This is a genomic window from Yoonia sp. MH D7, from assembly GCF_054439475.1.
This window is the reverse complement of the sequence record NZ_JBTJCF010000001.1, coordinates 1,837,179-1,851,237: the sequence shown is the minus strand read 5'-3', so window position 1 is coordinate 1,851,237 and position 14,059 is coordinate 1,837,179. Positions and strand designations below refer to the sequence as shown.

The 14,059-nt window shown below is 54.9% G+C and carries 16 protein-coding genes; 6 read left to right on the top strand and 10 right to left on the bottom strand.

Annotated features, from left to right (window positions below):
• Nucleotides 1-12: 12 nt before the first annotated feature.
• Together ACXLHR_RS09055 and ACXLHR_RS09050 are read left to right on the top strand one after the other, a co-directional pair.
• Nucleotides 13-438, top strand: coding sequence for a F0F1 ATP synthase subunit epsilon (locus ACXLHR_RS09055; protein WP_458791136.1), 426 nt, complete (start codon nucleotides 13-15; stop codon nucleotides 436-438).
• 115 nt (nucleotides 439-553) lie between these two features.
• The gene (locus ACXLHR_RS09050) at nucleotides 554-901 is read left to right on the top strand and encodes an H-type lectin domain-containing protein (RefSeq protein ID WP_458791135.1); all 348 of its coding nucleotides are present in this window, start codon (nucleotides 554-556) and stop codon (nucleotides 899-901) included.
• Here ACXLHR_RS09050 and ACXLHR_RS09045 read toward each other — a convergent pair.
• Nucleotides 898-1,914, bottom strand: coding sequence for a ribose-phosphate pyrophosphokinase (locus tag ACXLHR_RS09045; RefSeq protein WP_458791134.1), 1,017 nt, complete (start codon nucleotides 1,912-1,914; stop codon nucleotides 898-900). The genes ACXLHR_RS09050 and ACXLHR_RS09045 overlap by 4 nt on opposite strands.
• A gap of 115 nt (nucleotides 1,915-2,029) precedes the next feature.
• Between ACXLHR_RS09045 and ACXLHR_RS09040 the strand changes: the two genes are divergently transcribed.
• Nucleotides 2,030-2,629: a DsbA family protein gene (locus ACXLHR_RS09040; RefSeq protein ID WP_458791133.1), complete on the top strand. Its 600-nt coding sequence runs from the start codon at nucleotides 2,030-2,032 to the stop codon at nucleotides 2,627-2,629.
• On the opposite strand, the gene ACXLHR_RS09035 is transcribed toward ACXLHR_RS09040, so the two are convergent.
• The 6 genes from ACXLHR_RS09035 to ACXLHR_RS09010 form a co-directional block, all read right to left on the bottom strand.
• A complete protein-coding gene (locus tag ACXLHR_RS09035; RefSeq protein WP_458791132.1) occupies nucleotides 2,626-3,672 on the bottom strand; it encodes a threonine aldolase family protein in 1,047 nt (348 codons plus the stop codon). The genes ACXLHR_RS09040 and ACXLHR_RS09035 overlap by 4 nt on opposite strands.
• Nucleotides 3,673-4,143 carry a YcgN family cysteine cluster protein gene (locus ACXLHR_RS09030; RefSeq protein ID WP_458791131.1) on the bottom strand — a complete coding sequence of 157 codons (471 nt, stop codon included), beginning with the start codon at nucleotides 4,141-4,143 and terminating at the stop codon, nucleotides 3,673-3,675.
• On the bottom strand, nucleotides 4,136-5,074 hold the full coding sequence (locus ACXLHR_RS09025) for a bifunctional riboflavin kinase/FAD synthetase (protein WP_458791130.1): 939 nt from the start codon (nucleotides 5,072-5,074) through the stop codon (nucleotides 4,136-4,138). Before ACXLHR_RS09025 ends, ACXLHR_RS09030 begins: the two co-directional genes overlap by 8 nt.
• A gap of 37 nt (nucleotides 5,075-5,111) precedes the next feature.
• Nucleotides 5,112-5,555: a MaoC family dehydratase gene (locus ACXLHR_RS09020; RefSeq protein WP_458791129.1), complete on the bottom strand. Its 444-nt coding sequence runs from the start codon at nucleotides 5,553-5,555 to the stop codon at nucleotides 5,112-5,114.
• A gap of 90 nt (nucleotides 5,556-5,645) precedes the next feature.
• Entirely contained in the window at nucleotides 5,646-6,521 is an 876-nt protein-coding gene (locus tag ACXLHR_RS09015; protein ID WP_458791128.1) for a TIGR01459 family HAD-type hydrolase, read from the bottom strand.
• 118 nt (nucleotides 6,522-6,639) lie between these two features.
• Nucleotides 6,640-7,560 carry a manganese-dependent inorganic pyrophosphatase gene (locus tag ACXLHR_RS09010; RefSeq protein WP_458791127.1) on the bottom strand — a complete coding sequence of 307 codons (921 nt, stop codon included), beginning with the start codon at nucleotides 7,558-7,560 and terminating at the stop codon, nucleotides 6,640-6,642.
• Nucleotides 7,561-7,655: 95 nt separating this feature from the next.
• Here ACXLHR_RS09010 and ACXLHR_RS09005 point away from each other — a divergent pair, with 95 nt between their 5' ends.
• Both ACXLHR_RS09005 and ACXLHR_RS09000 read left to right on the top strand, forming a co-directional pair.
• Nucleotides 7,656-8,324, top strand: a complete 669-nt coding sequence (locus ACXLHR_RS09005; protein WP_458791126.1) for a DUF2161 domain-containing phosphodiesterase — start codon at nucleotides 7,656-7,658, stop codon at nucleotides 8,322-8,324.
• Between the two features lie 239 nt (nucleotides 8,325-8,563).
• Entirely contained in the window at nucleotides 8,564-9,979 is a 1,416-nt protein-coding gene (locus tag ACXLHR_RS09000) for an FAD-binding oxidoreductase (protein ID WP_458791125.1), read from the top strand.
• Nucleotides 9,980-10,208: 229 nt separating this feature from the next.
• On the opposite strand, the gene ACXLHR_RS08995 is transcribed toward ACXLHR_RS09000, so the two are convergent.
• Nucleotides 10,209-10,739 carry an adenine phosphoribosyltransferase gene (locus ACXLHR_RS08995; protein WP_458791124.1) on the bottom strand — a complete coding sequence of 177 codons (531 nt, stop codon included), beginning with the start codon at nucleotides 10,737-10,739 and terminating at the stop codon, nucleotides 10,209-10,211.
• A gap of 9 nt (nucleotides 10,740-10,748) precedes the next feature.
• On the bottom strand, nucleotides 10,749-11,615 hold the full coding sequence (locus tag ACXLHR_RS08990) for an S-methyl-5'-thioadenosine phosphorylase (RefSeq protein ID WP_458791123.1): 867 nt from the start codon (nucleotides 11,613-11,615) through the stop codon (nucleotides 10,749-10,751).
• Between the two features lie 134 nt (nucleotides 11,616-11,749).
• Between ACXLHR_RS08990 and ACXLHR_RS08985 the strand changes: the two genes are divergently transcribed.
• On the top strand, nucleotides 11,750-13,366 hold the full coding sequence (locus ACXLHR_RS08985) for a SulP family inorganic anion transporter (protein WP_458791122.1): 1,617 nt from the start codon (nucleotides 11,750-11,752) through the stop codon (nucleotides 13,364-13,366).
• 38 nt (nucleotides 13,367-13,404) lie between these two features.
• Here the strand turns inward: ACXLHR_RS08985 and ACXLHR_RS08980 are convergent, their stop codons facing one another.
• Nucleotides 13,405-14,007: a flavin reductase family protein gene (locus ACXLHR_RS08980; RefSeq protein ID WP_458791121.1), complete on the bottom strand. Its 603-nt coding sequence runs from the start codon at nucleotides 14,005-14,007 to the stop codon at nucleotides 13,405-13,407.
• Nucleotides 14,008-14,059: the final 52 nt, after the last annotated feature.

Genomic DNA, 14,059 nt, shown 5'->3' with positions numbered 1-14,059 from the left:
GGAGCCTAAAACATGGCAAACATACAATTCGATCTTGTCTCTCCAGAGCGCCGCTTGGCCTCTGTTGAGGCGACCGAAGTGCATATCCCCGGCGCGGCTGGCGACATGACGGCGATGGCTGGCCATGCGCCAACCATCACCACATTGCGCCCTGGCGTTCTGCGGGTCTTGCATGCAGGCGGAAGTGATGAATATATCGTTTCCGGTGGCTTTGCTGAGATCACTGCGACGGGCGTTTCTGTTCTGGCTGAACAGGCGCTACCGCATGGCGAGATGACGCAGGCGGTGTTTGACGCAATGCTGGCAGAGGCGAAGGCGACCCATATTGCGGCGCAGGAGACGTTTAAAAACGAGCCTGGCCCGGTAGATGATGCGGCCAAGCTACTGTCTGATATGGTTGCCATCGGCGGCCACATCGGTCTGACCGCAAACACATAAATCACACACAATGTGACGAGAGGGCTCCACTCTGTGGGGCCCTTTTGCGTGTTTACCTTTTTTTTGTCTCATTCGTTTAGTAGGTTCACTACAATTAGTGAAAAACGGGACGCAGATGCAAAAATTAGACAGTAACGTCATCGGAATTGATCAAGGCGACGTTATCTTGTTTTCCGATTTCGAACATGACGGGCAAATGTGGACCGGTGAAGGTCCGCGCAACACGCGCTTTGCTGTGCTGTTTTCGGAAAGCTACCGCAATAGCCCGAGTGTCTATGTATCAATTTCCATGCTGGACGCCGCCAACAGCGCAAATTCACGCTATGATGTGCAGGCGGAAGAGATCAGCAAAGCCGGTTTTGACATCGTGTTCCGGACGTGGGGCGACACACAGGTCGCCCGTTGTCGCGTGGCATGGCAGGCCATCGGCAGCCTGCGTGACGATGAGGACTGGGATCTTTAGGCTCTGTAGAGGCCCTCGTAAATCGGACCCAAAGTCTTGTGATCAAAGAGCGACGATACCGACGTGCCGTTCCACGTATTCAAAACCGCTTGGGCGAACATCGGCGCGGTCGGCACGATGCGGATATTGGGGCAGTTTGCCACCGCGGCTGACGCCTGAATTGTGTCGGTAATCACCAGATTTTTCATCACGGATTTACCCACACGCTCGATCGCCGGGCCGGACAAGACGCCGTGCGTGATATAGGAATGAACTTCCTTGGCGCCGTGCTCCATCAGCACCTCAGCTGCTTTACAAAGGGTGCCGGCGGTATCAACAATATCGTCTACGATCAGGCATGTGCGGTCTTTTACGTCGCCAATGACGGTCATTTCAGCCACTTCACCGGGTTTGCCGCGTCGTTTATCGACGATCGACAAGGGGGCGCCGATGCGTTGCGCCAGATCACGCGCGCGGGCCACGCCGCCAACATCTGGTGAAACAACCATCACGTCGTCCATGTTCCCCTTGAAATTATGCATCACGTCCAGCGCAAAGACGGGGGAGGCGTAGAGGTTGTCGACAGGGATATCAAAGAAGCCCTGAATCTGGGTGGCGTGTAGGTCAAGGGTCAGAATCCGCTCGATCCCTGCCTCAACCATCATATTGGCGACAAGTTTGGCGGTGATCGGTGTGCGCGCCTTAGAGCGGCGATCCTGGCGGGCATAGCCGAAATAGGGGATCACTGCCGTGATACGCCCGGCAGACGACCGGCGTAGCGCATCCGCAATAATCAACAATTCCATCAGGTTATCGTTGGCGGGGTTCGAGGTTGGCTGGATAATATACATATCCTCGCCGCGCACATTTTCGTAAACTTCGACAAAAATTTCACCGTCGTTAAAGCGCTCTACACGCGCATCAACCAGATTGACGTCGCGGCCCCGATGCATCGAAATACGGTTCGCGACTGATTGGGCGAGGGGGCGGTTTGCATTGCCTGAAATCAGCTTTGGCTCGTTCATTTTTGACATGGAGGTCGGTCCCTTTGGCGATCGGCTATGATGTGAGTGACAGAATCGTGGCGTTGACACGGGTTAACACAGGGTTACGGTCAGGCAAAGAAATCACGCAAGTCCGGAGCATAAAATGCCGCATATCGACTACTTTTTCACCACCATGTCACCTTTTACCTATCTCAACGGAAACCGCGTCGAAGAAATCGCGGCGAAACATGGGGCGACGATCACCTATAAGCCACTAGATATCATGTCCTTGTTTTCGCGCACTGGTGGGTTACCGCCAAAGGACCGCCATCCGAACCGTCAGGACTATCGCCTGCAAGATATGCGCAGGCGTGCATTGCGTGCTAAGCTGCCGCTGAATCTGAAACCAGCGTTTTGGCCTACAAACGCAGCTCCGTCAGGCTATGCGATTATCGCAGCGCAATCTGCGGGGGGCGGTGATTTGGGCCGATTGGTGCATTCATTTGCGGCCGCGTGTTGGGCGCAGGACCGTAATATTGCCGATGATGATGTAATCCGTGAGTGTCTGGAAACGGCCGGATTTGATCCGGCGCTGGCCGATAGCGGGTTGTTGACGGGGGCTGACACGTTTGGTCGTAATCTTGACGAGGCCGTGCGGCGCGGTGTTTTTGGTGCGCCTTTTTTCATCACGGATCAAGACGAGCGGTTTTGGGGTCAAGACCGTTTGGACGATCTTGACGCTGTTCTTGGCGGGACGCTTTAGGACCGCAGGATCTGCAGGAACTGGTCGACGCTTTGGTGTGTCATTGACCAGTCAGTAACAAAGCGGGCGGTCAGCATTTCATCTGGATCGCCCACTTCCGCGTCTCCGTCCCAGACATTGTAAACGGCACCTGCTGCTAGTAGTTTTTGGTGATCGCTGCGGGGCAGGCGGCAGAAAATGATATTGGCATCAACGGGATAACTTAGTTCAGCACGGTTATGGCCGCGCAGCCCGTCAGCCAAGCGCGCGCAGGATGCGTTGGCGGCCGTCGCCATCTCGCGCCACAAGTCGTCGGTCAGATAGGCTTTCATTTGTGCCGACAGGTAGCGGTGTTTGGAGAAAAGATGTGCGCCCCGTTTACGGCGCAGTTCGAATTCCCACGCAAGTTTCGGGTCGAATATCACGCAGGCTTCTACGCCCATCAAACCGTTTTTAGTGCCGCCAAAACTAACCACATCGACGCCCGCTTTCCACGTCATTTCAGCGGCTGTGCAACCAAGGGCGACAAGTGCGTTGCAGAAACGTGCGCCGTCTAGGTGGACCTTCGAGCCAAAGCCATGTGCCACGTCGGTCAGGGCGCGGATCTCGTCCAGACTATGCACGGTACCTTTTTCAGTGACTTGGGTGATAGAGACAGGGCCACGTTGCGGGCCGTGCACACCGCGGGTTTCCTCATTGGCGATCGCGGAATGTAGTGCGTCAGGCATCATTTTTGCGTCGACAGCGGGCACGAGCGTGAGTTTGGCATTCGAGTAGAATTCGGGCGCGTTGCATTCGTCTTCATTGATATGCGCCATCGGCGCACAAAAGATGGTGTCCCACGGATTTGCCAATGTTGCCAAAAGGATAGAATTCGCAGCTGTGCCTGTTGCGACCAGATAAACCGCCGCTTCAGGGGCTTCAAACATGTCGCGCACCATTTGGCGCACATCTGTCATAATCGGATCGCTGCCATAGCTTTCGGTATAGTTGGTATTGGCGTCGATGAGCGCTTGCAAAACCTTTGGGTGCGCGGGGCCGGAGTTGTCGGATGCAAAATACATTTAAGTCGGTTCCTCGATGATATAGTCGTCCCAGTCGTCTTCGTTCACGTCACCTTCGGCGATTGTGATATCCTTGATCGACACGCCAGCGCGGTGCACTGACTGCGGATCACCAGAGATCAGGGGGTGCCATGGATAAAGGTCGCGGCCCTCGGCAACCAAGCGGTAGCCGCAAGTTTTTGGCAGCCAGTACATGTTATCTTCCAAGGTTTTAGGCGTCAAAACGATGCATTCTGGTACATATTGGTGGCGCATCACGTATTTACTGCACAGGCATGTTGCGCCGTCTAAAAGGCGGCAGGCCACGCGCGTCAGATCGACTTGGCCTGTGTCTTCGTCTTCGAGTTTGTTAAGGCAGCATTTGCCACAACCGTCGCAGATGGCTTCCCATTCCGGGCGGGACAATTCGTCCATCGGGACGGTTTTCCAGAATTCAGGCCGCAGGCCGTCGCGGTTGATGCTGTCAGACATTTGCAAGTAATTCCCGTGCGCGGACGCAATCGGCGTCCATTTGTGTGATCAAATCGTCAAGCCCGTCGAATTTCATCTCGGGCCGCAGGTATTCGACGAGGGCGACAGAGATATGAGTGCCGTATAGATCGCCTGAAAAATCAAAGATATAGGTTTCGCAGTTGGCGGTATTTTCGCCAAACATCGGACGGACACCGATCGAGGCTGCACCGTTATAGCAGCCTTTATGCGGTCCGTCGCGCACGGTGATTTTTACCGCATATACGCCAAATTTGGGGGGGTGCAGACCGTCGATGGACATATTCGCGGTGGGGTAGCCTAACTCGCGGCCGCGTTTTTCGCCGTGAAGAACGGTGTTTTCCAAGCGATGCCAATGACCTAGCATATCTGCGGCAGCGCGGGGGCGACCTTCTGATAAGGCGGTGCGGATTGCCGTCGACGAGACTTCGGATGTGCCGAGCGACAGCATCGGCACGATTGTGACGCCGAATCCCATGTCGTCGCCGAACGCGACAAGTGATTTTGCGTTGCCGGTGCGTCCTTGGCCAAAGCAGAAATCATAGCCCACGATCACATGCGCGAGGCCGAGTTGATCGGCGATAATGGTCTGCGCAAAGTCGCGGGCGGACAGATTTGCAAGCGCCGCGTTGAACTGGATTTCATAAAGCTTTTCGACGCCTATTTTCTGCAAACGATTGGCTTTTGCCTCGGCATTCATGAGCCGGAAAGGGTTGTTATCATTGGAAAAGTAGCTGCGAGGGTGTGGCTCGAATGTCATGACGCCCAAGGGTGCCTGAGACGCTATTGCGGCCTGTCGGGCGATGTCGATGACTGCTTGATGGCCGAGGTGAACGCCGTCGAAATTTCCGATTGCCGCAGCTGCGCCGCGGTCGGTCGGGTCGATGAAATGTGTGTCTCTAATGATGCGCATAAGCGTGGGTAGCGCGGGTTTATGGCAGGCGCAAGTATCAGTCGAATTTACGGGACGGGGCGAGGACTGTTGCATCGCCGACGAGGACTTTTTTGCCGTTGACGAGGCAGCGGGTGTTCATGGTGACGCGTCGTTTCGGGTGATCTATATCGGTTACCTCAACTTCCGTGAGGACCATGTCGCCGGGGCGGACGGGGGCGAGGAATTTTAAGGTTTGTCCAAGGTAAACAGTACCATGGCCTGGTAATTGCTCGCCAATAACGGCAGAAATCAGCCCTGCGGTTAACATTCCATGCGCGATGCGCCCGCCGAAGATTGTGTCTTGGGCATAGTCTTCGTCAAGGTGAACCGGATTATGGTCGGTTGAAATTTCTGCAAACATTTCGATGTCTTGATCGGTCACAATTTTGCGCAGGCTGCGGGTCATGCCGATTTCGATATCTTCGATGCAAATGGTACCGCGCGTTGCGTTGTCCAACATTTCAGCCTCCAAGTAATAAAACGTCTATCAAGCGATTGCGATTGAAACTTTATTACTTTGCAGATGCAGAAAGATCAAGTCCTTTTTGAGTTAGCGCAAATGTCCGATGGTATATGTGGGCGTTAGCATTTCCGTTTTAAGATAAGCACTTAGCGCGTCTGCATTTGGTTGTTCGACGGTTTTTGTCTCGGCAGCGGCCAATCCACCAGAGATAAACAGCGTGTCGTAATCTTCTTGCAGGCCGCCAAGGACGTCGGTGCTGATCCCGTCGCCGATACAGATAATGCGCGGATCAGAGGGGGCATTGGTTAATGCCGCCAAACGACGGCGGGCGAGGTCATAGATTGGTGGATGAGGCTTGCCAAAATACGAGCTTTCGCCGCCCATTTCAGTGTAGAGGGCGGCCAAGGCGCCGGCGCACCATTCGCGGGTTTCACCGCGATCAACGATGATGTCGGGGTTTGCACAGAGCAGCTTCATGCCGCGCTCGCGGGCATAAAGAAAGTCAGTGCGGTTGACCTCTGGATCGGCCAGTGCGTCGAAAGGCCCGCAGCACACAATGCCTTCGGCTTGCATCAATGGGACACGGTCTATTTTTACGGGATTGTCGATGATATCCAACGGCTTAAAGAAGTCCGCGTCGCGGTCGGGGTCACCCATAAAGTAGACCTTTTCACCAACGACCCCTTGGAACATTGCCGCGCGCGCAGAATCGCCGGAGGTCGCGATTGTGTCGTAGGCGTCCGTGGGCAGGCCCATGCCCGCGATCTGTTCGGCCACGGAAAATCGCGGTCGCGGCGAGTTGGTCACAAGCACCACAATGCCGCCCTTTTGCCGGAAGGATTTCATTGCTGCCACGGCGGAAGGCATGGCAGCGATGCCGTTGTGCATGCAGCCCCACAGGTCGACAAAAGCCACGTCATATTGCGCTGAAACTTCGGCGAAAGTCTTAATGATCTGGGACATGATTAACCTTGTTTGCTAAGGGCGTCTGGTGCGTCTTGCATGCGTCTTGCATGCGTCTTTTTCGCGTATGGCCTTTAAATGGGGCGCGTGATGCGCCCCATTTATTAACTTTTGTAGATTACGCTGTTTTGAGGTGCGGTATGATCTGCTTTTTACGGCTCATGATGCCGGGAAGGACAACCATGTCGCCGGTGACCGTGGCGCCAAAGGAGGCTTCGGCGATTGTTTTAGACAACGCGTTCGGAATCATCATCGTGGCTTCTTCGCGTAGAATGTCCACAACGAAGAGAAGGACTTGATCAACGCCGTCCTCGGACGCAACAGTTGTCATGGTTTGCATGATGCTATCTTTGCGGTCGAGGATGATTTTCGGGGCTGTGGTTTCCAGAACGGAGACGCGGAATTTTGTGTCACCAACAGCGTATTCCTTGCTATCCATGCGCAGCAGTTCGGCGTCGGAGAACGAGGAGACGTCGGATTTTGCTTCGAACATTTCGGTGGCATAGGCGCTGATGTCGATGTTCAGGTCCGCGGCGAGGACTTCGGCGAGTGCCTTGTCGGTTGGCGTGATCGTTGGCGAGCGGAATTCCAGCGTGTCGGAGATGATGCACGACAGCGCCAAGCCTTTGATCGCGTCGGGCAGGTGTTCGGCGTGTTCGCCCATGAGGCCCAGCATGATTGTCGCGGTGCAAGCCAGCGGGCGGATTGTGATGTCGATTGGCCCTGCTGTTTCCAAGCCGCCGACCAGCTTGTGGTGATCGATGATCGCGGTGACGTTTGCGCCGTTGATGTTTGCGGGCAATTCAGCGGGGTTATTGGTGTCGACGATCACGCAGTCCTGGCCGTCTGCCACGTCTGTGATGATTTCGGGAAGATCGAAGCCCCAGCGCGTTGCGACAAAGGCCGCTTCTGTGTTGGGTGTGCCCAAGAGTTTCGCCTGCGAGGGGGTGCCAGTGTGGTTCATGAACCACTCCCAGATCAGCGCAGAGCCAAGGGAATCGGTGTCGGGGGCTTTGTGCCCGAAAATCAGAGTTGTCATTGTCAATTTGCCTTAAATCAGGGAGGATTTGGGCGGCTTATACGAAGGAAACCCGTGTTTGTCACTGTGCAGATTATACAAGGCGGCTTTGACGCATGACGAAACCACGCGAGGCGGATTTATATGGTCCTGTTAAGAGATTCTTAGAGGCGCAGGGGTATGATGTGAAGGGTGAGGTTGGTGCGGTTGATGTGATGGCGGTGCGTGGGGGGGATCCTGCGGTGTTGGTAGAATTGAAGTTAGGGTTCACGCTGGCGTTGTTTCATCAGGGAATAGACCGGCTGTCGGTTTCGGATTTGGTGTATGTGGCGGTGCCCGATAAGGCGGGGAAGGCGGCGCAAAGGTCGTTGAAGGATAATGTGAAGCTGGCCCGCCGTGTGGGGTTGGGTGTATTGACCGTGCGGTTGCGCGATGGACATGTCACGCCGATGGCTGATCCGGGCGGGTATGTACCGCGCAAGCAGCCGAAGTCTGCGAAGAGATTGTTGAAGGCATTTGAGCGCCTGAAGGGGGATCCCAATGAAGGCGGTGCGACACGGCATGGTTTGGTGACGGGGTATCGGCAGGATGCATTATTATGTGCGCGGTTTTTGGCGGTGCATGGGCCGAGTGCTGGGAAAAAAGTGAAGGATTGGGCGGAGGTGCCTGCCGCGACCCAGATTATGGCCACAGATCATTATGGGTGGTTTGAGCGTGTGTCGAGGGGGGTCTACGGGTTGACGGAAGCTGGCCGTAAGGGGCTGGCGGATTGGGCGGATGTTTAGGGATAGCTGGTCCTTGCGGTAAGGAGATCGAGCCGAGGTTGATTTGGATGGGGGGGCGTTGGGAATTTTTAACGCGACGTGTTTCCAGTCGGATCAGATCGGCGGTTTCTATGCCGAGTTAATCAATTGCGACTTTTGTAGCGCATGTGTCAGCGTAGTGTAGGCATGACCACGGTTTATTCTTGTTGGACCTTGGCGCGAATTGTCTCATGTATGGTGTGAACGAAGCGGAGTGCGTGATGTTAAACCCTGTGACCCCTGAATTTGAAACGCAATTGCGCGCGATTTTGCCGGAGGCGGCTTTTAGGGATCCGAGTGCGTATTTGTCAGAGCCGCGTGGGCGCTGGACGGGGCAGGGGCTTGTGGTTGCTCCTTCTGACACGGCGGAGGTGGCGCATGTGGTGGCGGCCTGTGCGCAGGCGCGGATTGGCATTGTGCCCTATAGTGGTGGCACGGGGTTAGTTGGTGGCCAGGTGTCGGGTGATGGGGTGAAGCCGGTTATATTGTCGCTTGACCGGATGACGCGGCTAAGGGCGGTATATCCGTTGGAAAATGTGCTGATTTGTGACGCCGGGATGATCTTGGCGGATGTGCATCGGGCGGCTGCGGATGTGGATCGGTTGTTTCCGCTGTCGCTGGCGTCGGAAGGATCAGCGCGTATTGGCGGGGTGTTGTCGACCAACGCGGGCGGCGTTAATGTGTTGCGCTATGGAAATGCGCGCGCGCAGTGTTTGGGGTTGGAAGTGGTGCGAGCGGATGGGACTGTTTGGAATGGGTTATCGCGGTTGCGCAAGGATAACACAGGATACGATTTGCGCGATTTGTTTATCGGTGCAGAGGGGACGTTGGGGGTAATTACAGGGGCTGCATTAAAGTTGATGCCCCGCCCTCCCATGCAAGGGACCGCGATGATGCAGGTTGCATCGCCTGAGGCTGCTTTGGAATTACTGGCACTTGCGGGGCGTATTATCGGTGATGGGGTGAGCGCATTTGAGTTGATCCATCAGCAAGGGTTTGCGTTTTTGAACGAGGTTGGCCCTAAGGTGAAGGTGCCATTTGACGTGGTGCCCGAATGGTGCGTTTTGATTGATGTGGGACTGGCTGCGGGGCAGTCACCCGGGGCTCTTCTGGAGGCACTATTCGAGGCTGCCGTTGAGGTCGGATTGGTGTCAAATGGTGTGATCGCGCAGTCGGAAGTGCAGCGGAAAGCGTTGTGGGATATCCGCGAAGGAATTCCCGAGGCGAACCGTCGCATAGGATCAATCAGCAGCCACGACATCTCGGTGCCGATCAGTTTGATCCCGCAATTCATTGAGCGGGCGGGAGCGGCATTGGCAAAGATCGGCCATTTTCGCATCAATTGCTTTGGTCATCTGGGCGATGGGAACCTGCATTATAATGTGTTCCCCTTGCAAGGGAGAACCCGTGCTGACTATGAAGAACAGCGGTTTTTGATTAAAGGCGCAGTGTATGAATTGACAAATGAAATGGGCGGTTCTGTGAGCGCGGAACATGGCATCGGCCGTTTAAAAGTCGATGATTTACAACGCTTTGGTGATCCTGTGAAGCTCGCGATGATGCGCGCGATCAAGGACGCATTTGATCCCGTTGGAATTATGAACCCCGGAGCGGTGCTGCCTCCGGCGGGAGTTTGATGGGACATAAAAATGCAATCCGTTCATAAAGCTTAAAGAGATTTGAGATAGCTTAGCGTAGCGGTACAGGCGGGAGCGTTGATGACCGTGACATGGAAAGTCGCCTCTTCGGTGACCTAAAACAGGTCCGTCCCTTTGGTGGGCAGCCGGATGAGGCGCGCTTTTACGCTAGGATTTTCTGTGTCCTGTCAAACTCTGGGGTGAGGCCGTAGGCCGAGGGGCAACGCCCCTAGTCGCCCTCAAATGAACACAGAGCGTGCACATCCATCCCCAACTTTTCCAGCCGTGCACGACCGCCCAGATCGGGAAGGTCAATCACAAATGCGCATCCAGTGACTTGTGCCCCCATACGTTCGATCAGCTTTATGCCTGCTTCGGCTGTACCGCCTGTTGCGAGTAAGTCATCCACCATCAGTACTTTTTCACCTGCGTGAAGCGCGTCTTCGTGTATTTCCATGACCGCTTCGCCGTATTCTAGGGTGTATGTCTGTTCAAACGTTTTGCCGGGTAGTTTGCCTTTTTTCCGAATGGGAATGAAACCCTTGCCGAGTTGGTGTGCTATGGCACCGCCCAAGATAAAACCGCGTGCTTCGAGGCCCACAACCTTGTCGATGGGTTGGCCGGCGTAAGGAGCAAGCAGTTGGTCGATGGCGATCCGGAAGCCGCGCGGATCGGAGAATAGTGTGGTGACATCGCGGAACATGATTCCTTTGTGCGGGAAGTCGGGGATCGTGCGAATGTAATCTTTGACAGTTTTCATAAGAGTTCCTTAAAGGACGCGGCCAGCGATGGCGTCGAGTTTAGCGAGAAGATCGGGGTCTCTTTTGTCGGGGGCGGTCATAATGGCGTGGGTAAGGGCCGTGTCGCAGCCTGCGTCGCAGAGTTGACGGCTTTGTGCCATGTTCTTTGCAAGGTTGACCACCAAGTCGCGTGCTTTGGTTCCGTTGCCGTGTAGGGTTTTGAGCACGTCGCTGACGTCGACTGCGCCGTGGTCGGGGTGCCAACTGTCGAAGTCGGTGATCATCGCAATGCTTGCATAGTGCATTTCGGCTTCGCGCGCGAGTTTTGCTTCGGGCATGTTGGTCATCCCAATCACGTCGCAGCCCCATGCGCGATACATGTGGCTTTCGGCCTTGCAAGAGAATTGCGGCCCTTCCATTGCGAGGTAGGTGCCGCCGTTATGCATGGTGACGCCTGCGCTTTGCCCCGCGCGCAAGCAAGATGCAGAGAGGGATGCGCAGGTCGGATGCGCAACGCTGACATGTGCGACGCAACCGGTTCCGAAAAAGGATTTTTCGCGTGCGAATGTCCGGTCGATGAATTGGTCAACGATCACAAAATCGCCGGGGGTAAGGTGTTCGCGGAACGAGCCGCAGGCCGATACGCTGACCGTGTGGGTCACGCCAAGCCGTTTGAGCGCGTCGATGTTTGCGCGGTAAGGCACGGTTGTCGGGCTGTGAATGTGCCCGCGTCCGTGGCGTGGTAGGAATGCGATGGGGAGGCCGTGCAGCGTGCCTGTCAAAATCGCGTCCGAGGGCGGCCCCCAAGGTGTGTCCACCACCGTCCAGATAGGGTTATCCAACCCCGGGATTTCATAAAGACCAGAGCCGCCGATGATGCCGAGGTAAGTGTTCATATTAACCCAATCGTCACGTTTCGATGTCAATGTGAGGCAAGTAAGGCGTGCGTGCAACTGGATTGCGGGGGTGACAAACGAGAGGCTGCTTGGTAGTGGCGGGACGAAAAGTTATTTGAAAGTTAGGGCTCCCTATGCCGAGAAAGCTATTGGCGCGTTTTGCGGACAATTTGCAATTGCGTGATTCTAATGCGCCGATGGATATTGCGCGCGTCCGAATCGAGGTCTTGTCGGGGTTAACGGTTGCTTTGGCGTTGGTGCCAGAGGCGGTGGCGTTCGCGTTTGTAGCGGGGGTACATCCGTTGGTTGGCCTGTATGCCGCGTTCATTGTTGGTTTGATTACGGCATTGATCGGTGGGCGTCCTGGGATGATTTCTGGGGCGACGGGTGCCTTGGCTGTGGTCATCGTTTCACTCGTGGCGCTGCACGGCGTCGAGTATTTGTTCGCCACCGTTGTTTTGATGGGTTTGATACAGATATTTGTGGGGTTCATGCACTGGGGCAAGTTTATTCGGCTTGTGCCACATCCTGTGATGCTTGGCTTTGTTAACGGTCTCGCGATTGTAATTTTTCTGGCGCAACTAGGGCAGTTTCAGGTGCCCGGGACGGCGCAAAGTGCAGGACATGGCATGGCCAACGGCGAATGGCTGTCAGGTATGCCATTGGTTTTGATGTTGGTTCTGGTGGCATTGACCATGGCAATTATCTGGGTGATGCCGCGCATTACGACTGCGATCCCTTCGCCTTTGGCAGGGATTGGGATTGTTGCTTTGATCGTGATCGGTTTCGGGATTGATGTTCCGCGGGTTGGTGATCTTGCATCTATCCAAGGGGGGCTGCCGACCTTCCATATTCCAGCGGTACCATTCACATGGGAAACGCTGATGATTATTTTACCTTTTTCACTGATTTTGGCTGCAATTGGTTTGATTGAAAGCCTTTTGACGTTGAACCTTGTAAGTGAAATGACGGGCAAGCGCGGCGGCGCGTCGCAGGAATGCGTTGCACAGGGCATAGCCAATACGGTCACTGGCGTCTTTGGCGGCATGGGCGGATGTGCCATGATTGGTCAGTCGATGATCAACGTAAAATCTGGTGGCCGCACGCGGCTGGCCGGTATTGTCGCATCGCTATTCTTGTTGTGCTTCATCCTGTTTGCATCGGGCCTGATCGAACAGATCCCGCTGGCCGCTTTGGTTGGCGTGATGTTTATGGTGGTGATCGGGACCTTCGCATGGAATTCGTTGACGATACTGCGCAAAGTGCCACCAATGGATGCGTTTGTGACGATTTTGGTGACGATTGTCACAGTACTGACCGATCTCGCGACGGCTGTGGTTATTGGTGTGATTGTGTCCGCGCTGGCTTATTCGTGGAACAACGCCAAACGTATCTATGCCAGCACGGATGAAACGCCGGATGGAACCAAGGTTTACAAGATTAACGGGCCGCTGTTTTTTGGATCGAGCGAAGGCTTTTCGGAGCTGTTCAAGATCGACACTGATCCGGATCTGGTGATTATTGACTTTGAGGGAAGCCGTGTGGTGGACCAATCTGCGCTACAAGCGATTGAAGCTGTCGCTGGCAAATATGAGGCGGCGGGTAAGCGAATTCAGCTGCGTCACTTATCGCGCGATTGTCATACGCTTTTGGCGAAAGCGGGTCACTTGATCGTCGATAGTGATGATGATCCTGACTATGAAATTGCAGTTGATTATGGCGTGCGAACTGGAATTTTGGGCAGTCATTGATTTGGTTCACATTGGCGTTGACTGGGTCCTATGCGGTTTTACGTTGGACGTTTGAGGCTGAATGTCTCGGTGACACAGGTGTAATCGTGATACCCAAGCCGCGCTAGCAGGCTGAATTTGGTGACATCGAACAGGCCGTTTGTCATGCAGTCGTCGCGCATGTGAACGCCGGTGACTTCGCCGAAAATCGCGAAATTCGAGGTCCCTTCAAGGGGAATAATTTGTGTTGCCTTACATTCTAAGGTGGCTGGTGCCTCTGCAACCCGGGCACAATCGATTGTGTCGCACTGTGCTTTCGCCAAGTGAGCGAGGTCGAATTCGTCAGTATCTTTGTCCCAAGCGCCCGACGTCTGGTTCATTGCGTCGCGCAACAAAAACGAGACGATGTTAACGGAAAAGACACCTGTCTCACGGATATTGGCGAGGCTGTCCTTGGTGTCTGCGCGATCCGGTTTTGTAGCAGTTGAGGCGAACATGACTTGTGGTGGTGTGTAGGCCACTGCGTTGAAGAAAGAGTAAGGTGCGAGGTTATCGCGTCCGTTTGCACCGCGTGTCCCGATCCAGCCGATGGGGCGCGGTGTGACAATTGCATTGAAGGGGTTGTGAGGTAGACCGTGCCCGTCTTTTGGTTGATAAAACATGTTTTCGTGCCTTTTCGTTAGCTTTCACTACGGTTAGCTTTGGGTAAACAGA

Coding starts and splice junctions, on each gene's coding strand:
- ACXLHR_RS09045 (WP_458791134.1), bottom strand. CDS start 1,914: ATGTCAAAAATGAACGAGCCAAAGCTGATTTCAGGCAATGCAAACCGC.
- ACXLHR_RS09025 (WP_458791130.1), bottom strand. CDS start 5,074: ATGCGCATCATTAGAGACACACATTTCATCGACCCGACCGACCGCGGC.
- ACXLHR_RS08995 (WP_458791124.1), bottom strand. CDS start 10,739: ATGAAAACTGTCAAAGATTACATTCGCACGATCCCCGACTTCCCGCAC.
- ACXLHR_RS09040 (WP_458791133.1), top strand. CDS start 2,030: ATGCCGCATATCGACTACTTTTTCACCACCATGTCACCTTTTACCTAT.
- ACXLHR_RS09050 (WP_458791135.1), top strand. CDS start 554: ATGCAAAAATTAGACAGTAACGTCATCGGAATTGATCAAGGCGACGTT.
- ACXLHR_RS09020 (WP_458791129.1), bottom strand. CDS start 5,555: ATGTTGGACAACGCAACGCGCGGTACCATTTGCATCGAAGATATCGAA.
- ACXLHR_RS09030 (WP_458791131.1), bottom strand. CDS start 4,143: ATGTCTGACAGCATCAACCGCGACGGCCTGCGGCCTGAATTCTGGAAA.
- ACXLHR_RS09015 (WP_458791128.1), bottom strand. CDS start 6,521: ATGTCCCAGATCATTAAGACTTTCGCCGAAGTTTCAGCGCAATATGAC.
- ACXLHR_RS08990 (WP_458791123.1), bottom strand. CDS start 11,615: ATGAACACTTACCTCGGCATCATCGGCGGCTCTGGTCTTTATGAAATC.
- ACXLHR_RS08980 (WP_458791121.1), bottom strand. CDS start 14,007: ATGTTTTATCAACCAAAAGACGGGCACGGTCTACCTCACAACCCCTTC.
- ACXLHR_RS09005 (WP_458791126.1), top strand. CDS start 7,656: ATGACGAAACCACGCGAGGCGGATTTATATGGTCCTGTTAAGAGATTC.
- ACXLHR_RS09000 (WP_458791125.1), top strand. CDS start 8,564: ATGTTAAACCCTGTGACCCCTGAATTTGAAACGCAATTGCGCGCGATT.
- ACXLHR_RS09055 (WP_458791136.1), top strand. CDS start 13: ATGGCAAACATACAATTCGATCTTGTCTCTCCAGAGCGCCGCTTGGCC.
- ACXLHR_RS09010 (WP_458791127.1), bottom strand. CDS start 7,560: ATGACAACTCTGATTTTCGGGCACAAAGCCCCCGACACCGATTCCCTT.
- ACXLHR_RS09035 (WP_458791132.1), bottom strand. CDS start 3,672: ATGTATTTTGCATCCGACAACTCCGGCCCCGCGCACCCAAAGGTTTTG.
- ACXLHR_RS08985 (WP_458791122.1), top strand. CDS start 11,750: ATGCCGAGAAAGCTATTGGCGCGTTTTGCGGACAATTTGCAATTGCGT.